The sequence below is a fragment of the Stenotrophomonas sp. GD03777 genome, assembly GCF_029842485.1.
GTDB classification, from domain to species: domain Bacteria; phylum Pseudomonadota; class Gammaproteobacteria; order Xanthomonadales; family Xanthomonadaceae; genus Stenotrophomonas; species Stenotrophomonas sepilia.
In genome coordinates this window covers 1-9292 of the sequence record NZ_JAOCGL010000130.1, presented here as the reverse complement: position 1 = coordinate 9292, position 9292 = coordinate 1, and the positions used below count along the sequence as shown (strand labels likewise).

The 9292-nt window shown below is 66.4% G+C and carries 8 protein-coding genes; 2 read left to right on the top strand and 6 right to left on the bottom strand.

The features are described 5' to 3' along the window. A partial coding sequence (gene purU / locus N5E02_RS18715; protein ID WP_065178413.1) for a formyltetrahydrofolate deformylase occupies positions 1–850 on the bottom strand: 850 nt, incomplete at its 3' end. Between the two features lie 114 nt (positions 851–964). On the opposite strand from purU, the gene N5E02_RS18710 reads away from it, so the two are divergent. After that, the gene (locus N5E02_RS18710) at positions 965–1876 is read left to right on the top strand and encodes a LysR family transcriptional regulator (protein WP_279946599.1); all 912 of its coding nucleotides are present in this window, start codon (positions 965–967) and stop codon (positions 1874–1876) included. Positions 1877–1879: 3 nt separating this feature from the next. Here N5E02_RS18710 and N5E02_RS18705 read toward each other — a convergent pair whose 3' ends face one another. The 3 genes from N5E02_RS18705 to N5E02_RS18695 form a co-directional block, all read right to left on the bottom strand. Continuing rightward, positions 1880–2980 carry an NADH:flavin oxidoreductase/NADH oxidase gene (locus N5E02_RS18705; RefSeq protein WP_081280882.1) on the bottom strand — a complete coding sequence of 367 codons (1101 nt, stop codon included), beginning with the start codon at positions 2978–2980 and terminating at the stop codon, positions 1880–1882. A gap of 159 nt (positions 2981–3139) precedes the next feature. Then, positions 3140–3946 (bottom strand): NAD-dependent protein deacetylase, encoded by an 807-nt coding sequence (locus N5E02_RS18700; protein ID WP_069138089.1) that lies wholly within the window; start codon positions 3944–3946, stop codon positions 3140–3142. A 43-nt stretch (positions 3947–3989) separates the two neighbouring features. Further along, positions 3990–4391, bottom strand: a complete 402-nt coding sequence (locus tag N5E02_RS18695) for an acyl-CoA thioesterase (protein WP_065724127.1) — start codon at positions 4389–4391, stop codon at positions 3990–3992. A gap of 90 nt (positions 4392–4481) precedes the next feature. Between N5E02_RS18695 and N5E02_RS18690 the strand changes: the two genes are divergently transcribed. Further along, a complete protein-coding gene (locus tag N5E02_RS18690; RefSeq protein WP_069138090.1) occupies positions 4482–5117 on the top strand; it encodes a LysE family translocator in 636 nt (211 codons plus the stop codon). 102 nt (positions 5118–5219) lie between these two features. Here N5E02_RS18690 and N5E02_RS18685 read toward each other — a convergent pair whose 3' ends face one another. Both N5E02_RS18685 and N5E02_RS18680 read right to left on the bottom strand, forming a co-directional pair. Beyond that, on the bottom strand, positions 5220–6239 hold the full coding sequence (locus tag N5E02_RS18685; RefSeq protein ID WP_005420683.1) for a ribonucleotide-diphosphate reductase subunit beta: 1020 nt from the start codon (positions 6237–6239) through the stop codon (positions 5220–5222). A gap of 147 nt (positions 6240–6386) precedes the next feature. Next, entirely contained in the window at positions 6387–8789 is a 2403-nt protein-coding gene (locus N5E02_RS18680; RefSeq protein WP_053499270.1) for a ribonucleoside-diphosphate reductase subunit alpha, read from the bottom strand. Positions 8790–9292 lie beyond the last annotated feature (503 nt).

The following is a 9292-nucleotide window of genomic DNA, read 5'->3' as shown; positions in this document are numbered from 1 at the left end:
ACCGGAACACCACCGTGCGGTGCCCGTTGAGCAGGATGCGGTGCTCCACATGGCGGCGCACCGCGCGCGCCAGCACCAGCGATTCGGTATCGCTGCCCAGCCGCACCAGCTCGCGCGGCGCCATCGCGTGGTCCACGCGGGCCACGTCCTGTTCGATGATCGGGCCTTCGTCCAGATCCTCGGTGACGTAATGCGCGGTGGCGCCGATGATCTTGACCCCGCGCGCGTGCGCCTGATGATACGGCTGAGCGCCCTTGAAGCTGGGCAGGAAGCTGTGATGGATGTTGATCGCACGGCCGGCCAGCACGCGGCACAGCGTGGGTGACAGGATCTGCATGTAGCGCGCCAGCACCACCAGGTCGATGCGCTCACGCTCGACCAGGTCGATGATCTGCTGCTCCTGCACCGCACGCGTATCGGCGGTCACCGGCAGGTGGTGGAACGGTACCTGGTAAGACGCGGCCAATGGCGCAAAGTCGGCGTGGTTGGACGCCACTGCCGCGATATCGACCTTCAGCTGGCCGCTGTGGGCACGGAACAGCAGGTCGTTGAGGCAGTGCCCCTGCTTGCTGACCAGCACCAGCAGGCGTGCCCGGCGGCGCCCATCATGCAGCTGCCAGTCCATGCCGAAGCCTTCGGCAAGTTTGGCCATCGCGGCATGCACGGTCTCCAGCAGCAGGCTGGCATCGCGGTCGAAATGCACGCGCAGGAAGAAGCGGCCACTTTCCTCGTCGCCAAACTGCTGGGCGTCGAGGATGTTGCAGCCGTGGTCGAACAGCAGGCCGGACACTCGGTAGACGATACCGGTACGGTCGGGGCAGGACAGGGTGAGGATGGAATCGGGGCGCATCGCCACAGTGTAGGGCAGCTTCCTGCCCAGCAGCCGGATGATCACCGATGCAACCGAACCGCTTGGTTCAGTCCCAAGCGATACTTGGCCATCACCGTGGCAAGCTGGTCGGTCATGAACCTGTTGCAACTGATCCGCAGCTTCACCCGCACCGCAGAGACCGGCAGCATTGCCGCCGCGGCCCGCATCCTTGGCATCAGCGCCACCGCGGTCGGCCAGAACATCAACCGGCTGGAAGCGCATCTGGGCGTACGGCTGCTGAACCGGAGTACGCGCCAGCTGGCCCTCAGCGAGGCCGGCGCGCTGTACCTGGCGCAGGTGCGCCACATCAAGGGCGACCTGGCGCGCGCGCAGGCGATGGTGACTGCCGGTGATATCGAACCGGCCGGTCCCCTGCGCATCGCCAGCAGCAGCGCCTTCGGCCGCCACGTGCTGGCACCGTTGCTGCCGTCACTGCAGCAGCGCTACTCGCAACTGCAGCTGGAGCTGCGCCTGACCGACCGCGCCGTGCAGCATGGTCCAGAGGCGGTGGATGCCAGCATCCGCATCGGCGCGCAGCTGGAGGACGGTGTGGTCGCACGGCAGCTGGCGCGCGTGCCATTCGTGTTCTGCGCCTCACCAACCTACCTGAAGACCCATGGCACGCCGCAGGAACCCTCGGACCTGGGCAGCCATCGCGGGCTGCTGCACCGCTTCCCCACCGATGGCCGGCCGCTGCGCTGGGGCCTGCTGAAGGACGGCCAGCGCGTGGACGCCGCGCTGCCGCCGAGCATGGTCTGCGATGACATCGATGCGCTGGCGTCGCTGGCGGCGGCCGGTGCCGGCATCACCCGGCTCGCCGCATTCGTGGCCGAGCCGTACCTGCGCGATGGCCGCCTGCAGGCGGTGTTCGGCGCCGACACCGCGTGGCGCCCGGAACCGATGGAAGTCTACTTCTGCGTCAGCGACCGCCGCGATTTCACCGCCAAGATCCGCGCGCTGTTCGAGCACCTGCAGGCCGGCATGGCGCCGGCCTGGCGGGTGTGAGCCTCAGCGCGCCTTGAACACGCCGCGCGCATCGCGCGGCTCGCAGCGCAGGTACTGCGGCGCCGGCTCCACGCTGTCGCGCAATGCGGCAGCAGCGTGCCACGGCCAGCGCGGGTCGTAGAGGATGCCGCGTGCCAGCGCTACCGCATCGGCGTGGCGATGGCGCAGGATCGATTCGGCTTGCTCGGGCTCGGTGATCATGCCCACCGCGATCACCGGCATGCGTACCTTGGTCTTGATCGCCGCGGCGAACGGCACCTGGTAACCGGGACCGACGGTGATCTTCTGGCGTTCGTCCAGGCCACCGCTGGAGACATGCAGGAAATTGCAGCCGCGCGCGTCCAGCACCTGGGCCAGCGCTTCACTCTGCACCAGGTCCCAGCCGCCATCGACCCAGTCGCTGGCGGAAATGCGTACGCCCACGGCGATCTTGTCCGATACCGCCGCACGCACAGCGTCGAACACCTCCACCAGCAGGCGCAGGCGGTTCGGCAGCGAGCCGCCATAGCCATCGGTGCGGTGGTTGCTCAGCGGCGACAGGAACTGGTGCAGCAGGTAGCCGTGCGCGGCATGCAGCTCGATCAGCTCGAAGCCCAGGCGCTCGGCGCGCACCGCACTGGCGGCGAAAGCGGCGATGAGCTCGGCGATGCCGGCCTCGTCCAGTTCCTGCGGTGCCGGATCGGCGGCATGGAACGGCAGCGGCGACGGCGCCACCGTGGCCCAGCCACGCGCATCATCGCCCGGCAACTGGCCGCCGCCGTCCCACGGGCGCTTCACCGAGGCCTTGCGACCGGCGTGGCCGAGCTGGATGCCCAGCGGCATCGGCGACCAGCGGCGGACGCTGGCCAGCACCTGTGCCAACGCGGCCTCGGTGCCGTCATCCCACAGGCCGAGGTCGGCCCAGCTGATGCGGCCGCGCGGCTCGACCGCAGTGGCTTCCAGGATCAGCAGGCCGGCGCCGGACTGCGCCAGGTTGCCCAGGTGCATGGCGTGCCAGTCGCTGGCGCGACCGTCTTCGGCGGAGTACTGGCACATCGGCGCGATGACGATGCGGTTGGACAGGGTGAGGGGGCCGAACGAGATCGGCGAGAACAGCTGGCTCAAGACGGTGATGAACGACGTAGGGGGTGCGTATTGCACCGCTGCGCGGCTCGCGGATCAACCATCTGGATGGATCGCTGTTTCGTGTGACCTGCAGCAGCCGAGCGTGCGCCCGGCTCTACAGAAGCCCTCGCCCCTTGTAGAGCCGAGCCCGTGCTTGGCTCAGCGCGCAGCCCACGTGGCCAGCGCTTCAGCGCAGTCCCGCTCATCCTTGAACAACAGCAGGTCGTCGGCTCGGGTGCGGCCTCGGTTCAGCGCCACCACCGGCAACCCTGCCTTCGCGGCCGCCTGCACGAAGCGGAAGCCGGAATAGACCATCAGCGACGAGCCCACCACCAGCACGGCATCAGCCTGTTGCAGGTGGTCATGCACCGCCGCCACCCGTTCACGGGGCACGTTTTCGCCGAAGAACACCACGTCCGGTTTCAGCAGGGCGCCGCAGGACGGGCAATCGGGCACCACGAAGCTGGAGAAATCGGTCTCCAGATCGGCATCGCCATCCGGGGCGATGCCGGCCTCCAGCGCGTCCCAGCCCGGGTTGGCGTCCAGCAGGCGCTGCTGGAAGTCCTCGCGACCGCTGCGGCGTTCGCAGCCCATGCAGCGCACCTGATCCAAGCGGCCATGCAGGTCGATCACGTTGTGGCTGCCGGCGCGCTGGTGCAGGCCATCCACGTTCTGGGTCAGCAGCACCTGCAGCTTGCCGCGGCTTTCCAGGGCGGCCAGGGCCTGGTGGGTGCCGTTGGGCCGGGCCAGGCCGAAGCGCGGCCAGCCCAGCAGGCTGCGCGCCCAGTAGCGCTGGCGGGTAGCCGCCTCGCCCATGAACGCCTGGTAGGTCACCGGCGGCGTACGTTTCCACTGGCCGTCGGCATCGCGGTAGTCGGGAATGCCCGAGGCAGTGCTGCAGCCGGCGCCGGTCAGCACGAACAGGCGCTGGGCGCGGTCGATGAAGTCGGTCAGCGGCGGGGTCATGGGAGCCAGATGGGGGCGCGTGGGCGCCCCCGCAAGCGGCGGCTCAGGCCGTCGGCAGCGGCGGCACCGCGATCGGGTGGCCTTCCTCGTCCAGCGCGATCATCACGAAGTGGCCGCGGGTACACAGCTTGCGCTCGCCGCTGTGCAGGTCTTCGGCGACCAGCTCCACCTCGACCTTCATCGAGCTGCGGCCGACTTCGACGATGCGGCCGATGGTCTCGACCATCTGGCCGATGCGGATCGGCAGCTTGAAGTCGACCTGGTCGCTGCGCGCGGTCACTACGGTGCGGCGCGAGTAGCGGGCGGCGGCCAGGAAGGCCGCCTTGTCCATCCATGCCAGCGCCTGGCCACCAAACAGGGTGCCGAGGTGGTTGGTGTGGTTGGGGAAGACGATTTCGGCCATGCGCACTTCGGTGGGCGGCACGGTCTCGGGGATCGGGGTCATGGGGGTGCTTCGGTGTGGGGTCCGGCAATTTTAAGCCAGGCCCCGTGCAGGCGGCGCTACACTGCGCCACGCCCCCTGCCAGGACCGCCCATGCCCGCGACCTCCGACCTGCTGGCCTTCGCCCTCATCTCGCTGGGCATGGTGCTCACGCCCGGGCCGAACATGATCTACCTGGTGTCGCGCTCGATCTGCCAGGGCCGTCGCGCCGGCCTGATCTCACTGGGCGGGGTGGCGCTGGGCTTCGTGTTCTACATGCTGTGCGCGGCACTGGGCATCACCGCCCTGCTGATGACCGTGCCGTTCGCCTACGACGCGCTGCGCATCGGTGGCGCGCTGTACCTGTTGTACCTGGCCTGGCAGGCAGTGAAGCCGGGCGGCCGCTCGCCGTTCGCGGTGCGCGACCTGCCGCCGGATGGCCCGCGCAGACTGTTCACAATGGGCTTCCTGACCAACCTGCTGAACCCGAAAATCGCGGTGATGTACCTGTCGCTGCTGCCGCAGTTCCTGCACCCGGAAGGGCATGGCAGCGTGCTGATGCAGTCGCTGGTGCTGGGCTTCACCCAGATTGCGGTCAGTGTCAGCGTCAACGCGGTGATCGCGGTGATGGCCGGCAGCATCGCCGGCTTCCTGACGGCGCGCCCAACCTGGCAGGCGGTGCAGCGCTGGCTGATGGGCACGGTGCTGGCCGGTCTGGCGGTGCGCATGGCGGTGGAAGGGCGGCGCTGATCGTAGAGTCGAGCCATGCTCGACTCTACAAAAGCCAGGCGCGCAACAAAAAACCCCGGCATCGGCCGGGGTCTTTCGTTGCGACAGGCCTGACCGGTTCGATCAGAAGTTCATGTCGAAGGCGACTTCGCCCTGCACGCCGACCTGGTAGGCCGAGACGCGGCGTTCGAAGAAGTTGGTCAGTTCCTGCACGTCCTGCAGTTCCATGAACGGCAGCGGGTTGCGCACGTTGTACTTCTTTTCCATGCCCAGCTTGGCAAAGTGCTGGTCGGCGCAGTGCTGCAGGTACTGGCGCATGTCGCGGGTGGAAATGCCAGCCACGCCACCGGACAGCACGTCCTCGGCGAACTGCACTTCGCATTCGATGGCTTCGGCCAGCATGTCGTAGACCTGCTGCTTCATTTCATCGTCGAACAGGTCCGGCTCTTCCTCACGCACCACGCGCACCGACTCGAAGGCGAACTCCATGTGCGCGCTTTCGTCGCGGAACACCCAGTTGGTGCCCGAGGCCAGGCCTGGCAGCAGGCCGCGCGAACGGAAGTAGTACACGTAGGCGAACGCAGCGAAGAAGAACAGGCCTTCGATGCAGGCAGCGAAGCAGATCTGGTTGAGCAGGAACTGGCGGCGCTGTTCGCGGGTCTCGATGCGGGTCAGGTCCTGGATCGAGTCGATCCACTTGAAGCAGAAATCGGCCTTCTTCTTGATCGAGTCGATGTTCTCCACCGCCGAGAACGCCTTGGCGCGCTCTTCCGGGTCCGGCAGGTAGTTGTCGAGCAGGGTCAGGTAGAACTGCACGTGCAGCGCTTCTTCATACAACTGGCGCGACAGGTACATGCGCGCTTCCGGCGCATTGAGGTGCTGGTACAGGTTCAGCACCAGGTTGTTGGACACGATCGAGTCGCCGGTGGCGAAGAACGCGACCAGGCGGTGGATCAGGTGGCGCTCGCCCGGCGACATCTTGCTGTGCAGGTCGGTGATGTCGATCTGGAAGTTGATCTCTTCCACCGTCCAGGTGTTCTTGATCGCATTCCGGTACATGTCATAGAACTGCGGGTAGCGCATCGGGCGCAGGGTCAGTTCAAAACCGGGATCGAGCAGCATCTGCTTGGGCTTGTCGGCCATGGGTGTTTCCTTGAATTCTCGGGTCAAAACGCCGGGCATGGCCCGGCGCTACCTTGGTGTTTCCGTGCTGCAGCCGAGCATGGCTCGGCTCTACAGGTGCGAGGTGTTCGAGTGCCGACCAACGGTCGGCACCCACCGCGCGGCGTGTTACTGGCAGGCCTCGCAGGCTTCCGGGTTTTCCAGCGAGCAGGCGATGGCTTCGTCCGGGCTGAACACCTTGGCCGGTGCGGCGGCACTCACCGTGGTCTTGGCGATCTTGGTGGCCGGGCGCGAACGCAGGTAGTAGGTGGTCTTGATGCCCTGCTTCCAGGCGTACATGTACATGGAGGACATCGCGCCGATGTTCGGGCTTTCCATGAACAGGTTGAGCGAGGCCGACTGGTCGATGAAGGCGCCACGCTCGGCGGCCATGTCGATCAGCGAACGCATCGGCAGTTCCCACGCGGTGCGGTAGACCTCGCGCAGCGTTTCCGGGATCTGCGCCACGCCGGCGATGGAGCCTTCGGCCAGCTTGATGGCATCGCGCATCTCCGGCGTCCACAGGCCCAGCTTCTTCAGCTCGTTGACCAGGTAGCGGTTGACCTGCAGGAAGTCACCGGACAGGGTCTCGCGCTTGAACAGGTTGGACACCTGCGGCTCAACGCACTCGTAGCAGCCGGCGATCGAGGCGATGGTCGCGGTCGGCGCGATCGCGATCATCAGCGAGTTGCGCAGGCCGTGTTCCTTGATGCGCTCACGCAGGGCATCCCAGCGCGCAGTGTCTTCCGGCACCACGTTCCAGGCATCGAACTGCAGTTCGCCGCTGGCGGCACGGGTGTCGTTGAACGACGGGTGCTTGCCGCGTTCCTGGGCCAGCTCGCAGGAGGTTTCCAGCGCGTGGAAGTAGATCGCTTCGGCGATCTTCTTCGACAGCGCGCGGGCTTCGGCGCTGTCGAACGGCAGGCGCTTGCGGAAGAACACATCCTGCAGGCCCATGCAGCCCAGGCCGACCGGACGCCAGCGCAGGTTGGCGCGGCGGGCGGTTTCGATCGGGTAGAAGTTCAGGTCGATGACGCGGTCGAGCTGGCGCACGGCCAGGCGCACGGTCTCGGCCAGCTTCTCGAAGTCGAACTCGTTGTGCTCGTCGAAGTGGTTGCCCAGGTTGATCGAACCCAGGTTGCACACTGCGGTTTCATCGTTGGAAGTGACTTCCAGGATTTCGGTGCACAGGTTGGACAGGTGGATCACGTTGCCCGGACGCAGGGTCTGGTTGCTGGCGCGGTTGCACTTGTCCTTGAAGGTCATCCACCCGTTGCCGGTCTCGGCCAGCGTACGCATCATGCGGGCGTACAGCTTGCGCGCGGAAATGGTGCGGTTGGCCTTGCCCTGGGCTTCGGCCTGCAGGTAGGCAGCCTCGAAGGCTTCGCCAAACAGGTCGGTGAACTCCGGCACGACGCGCGGATCGAACAGCGACCATTCCTGGTCGGCCTCGACGCGCTTCATGAACAGGTCCGGCACCCAGTTGGCCAGGTTCAGGTTGTGCGCACGGCGGGCTTCGTCACCGGTGTTGTCACGCAGTTCGAGGAAGTCCTCGATGTCGGCGTGCCAGGTTTCCAGGTACACGCAGGCTGCGCCCTTGCGCTTGCCGCCCTGGTTCACCGCGGCCACGGACGAATCCATGGTCTTCAGCCACGGCACGATGCCGTTGGAGTGGCCGTTGGTCGACTTGATCAGCGAACCGCGCGAACGCACGCGGGTGTAGCTGACGCCGATGCCGCCGGAGAACTTCGACAGCTGGGCGATGTCGCCGTACTTGGCATAGATCGACTCCAGCGAGTCCTGCGGCGAGTCCAGCAGGAAGCACGAGGACAGCTGCTCGTGGGTGGTGCCGGAGTTGAACAGGGTCGGGCTGGACGGCAGGTAGTCCAGATTGCCCATGCGCTTGTACAGCGCCAGGGTCTCGGACACGTCCTCGCTCAGCGCGCTGGCGATGCGCAAGAAGAACTGCTGCGGGGTCTCGATCACCTTGCGGGTGTGCGGATGGCGCAGCAGGTAACGGTCGTACAGGGTACGCAGGCCGAAGTAATCGAAGTTCAGGTCCAGCGCGCCGTCGATGGCGTCGTTGAGCTTGCGTGCATTGGTCTGCACGAAGTTCAGCAGGCGGTCGTTGATCAGGCCGACTTCATGACCGCGGCTGACCGACTGCGAGAAGGCGTAGATTTCCTGGCCCGAGACTTCCTTGGCGATGTAGTTGGCCAGCAGGCGCGCAGCGAGGCGGCCGTACTCGGGCTCTTCACCGATCAGCAGGGCGGCGGTGCGGATGGACAGTTCGTCCAGCTCGCGGGTGGTGGCGCCGTTGTACAGGCCGGAAATGGTGCGGGTGGCCACGCGCATCGGATCGACGGCGTGCAGGCCTTCGGAGGAACGCTGCACCGCGCGCACGATCTTGTTCAGGTCCACCAGCTCGGTGGTCCCGTTGCGCTTGGTCACACTCATCGCGTTGGCCGTCGGCGGCGACGTCAACAGGAACTCGCTTTCCTTCTCGATGGTGGCGCTGGATTCGGTGCTCACGGCGTATGTCCTCTTGGCGTGATTGGGGGTGCTCGATGCATCGGGGTGACGCAGCCCGGGACATGACGGCCCAGGATGGCAGGACGGCGTCGCAGGGGATGAGACCCTGCGCCTGCCACTGCCGTTGACGATCGCGGATGGGTGCTGCTGCCAACCCCCAGACCTGGGGTTGCTGCGACCGACGGCCACAAGATAGTGGGGGTAGTGGGGTCCGTCAACGCCAAATGTAGTGAAATTCGGCAATCCCTTGCGCCGCAAGGATCGTGCCGACGGCGCCCGGATCAGACGCTTCAGACCTGCCGGAACGGGCTGCGCAGTCAAGCCCGAAAGGCGTCACTGCGGTGGCACAACGCACCGCGGAAACGGAACAATGACAGCTTCACATGACAGTGATGAAACTGGCTAGGGACAACCCTGTGGATAGAGCGTGGGCAGCCGGTGGGAATCCGGTGGATGCCGGGATCACCCGCCGGGCAGCGACGCGAGGCTGAACATGTCGGCCG

Excerpts from the sequence above, each read along its gene's own strand:
- N5E02_RS18695 (WP_065724127.1), bottom strand. The coding sequence starts at position 4,391 with ATGACCCCGATCCCCGAGACCGTGCCGCCCACCGAAGTGCGCATGGCC.
- N5E02_RS18685 (WP_005420683.1), bottom strand. The coding sequence starts at position 6,239 with ATGGCCGACAAGCCCAAGCAGATGCTGCTCGATCCCGGTTTTGAACTG.
- N5E02_RS18700 (WP_069138089.1), bottom strand. The coding sequence starts at position 3,946 with ATGACCCCGCCGCTGACCGACTTCATCGACCGCGCCCAGCGCCTGTTC.
- N5E02_RS18710 (WP_279946599.1), top strand. The coding sequence starts at position 965 with ATGAACCTGTTGCAACTGATCCGCAGCTTCACCCGCACCGCAGAGACC.
- N5E02_RS18690 (WP_069138090.1), top strand. The coding sequence starts at position 4,482 with ATGCCCGCGACCTCCGACCTGCTGGCCTTCGCCCTCATCTCGCTGGGC.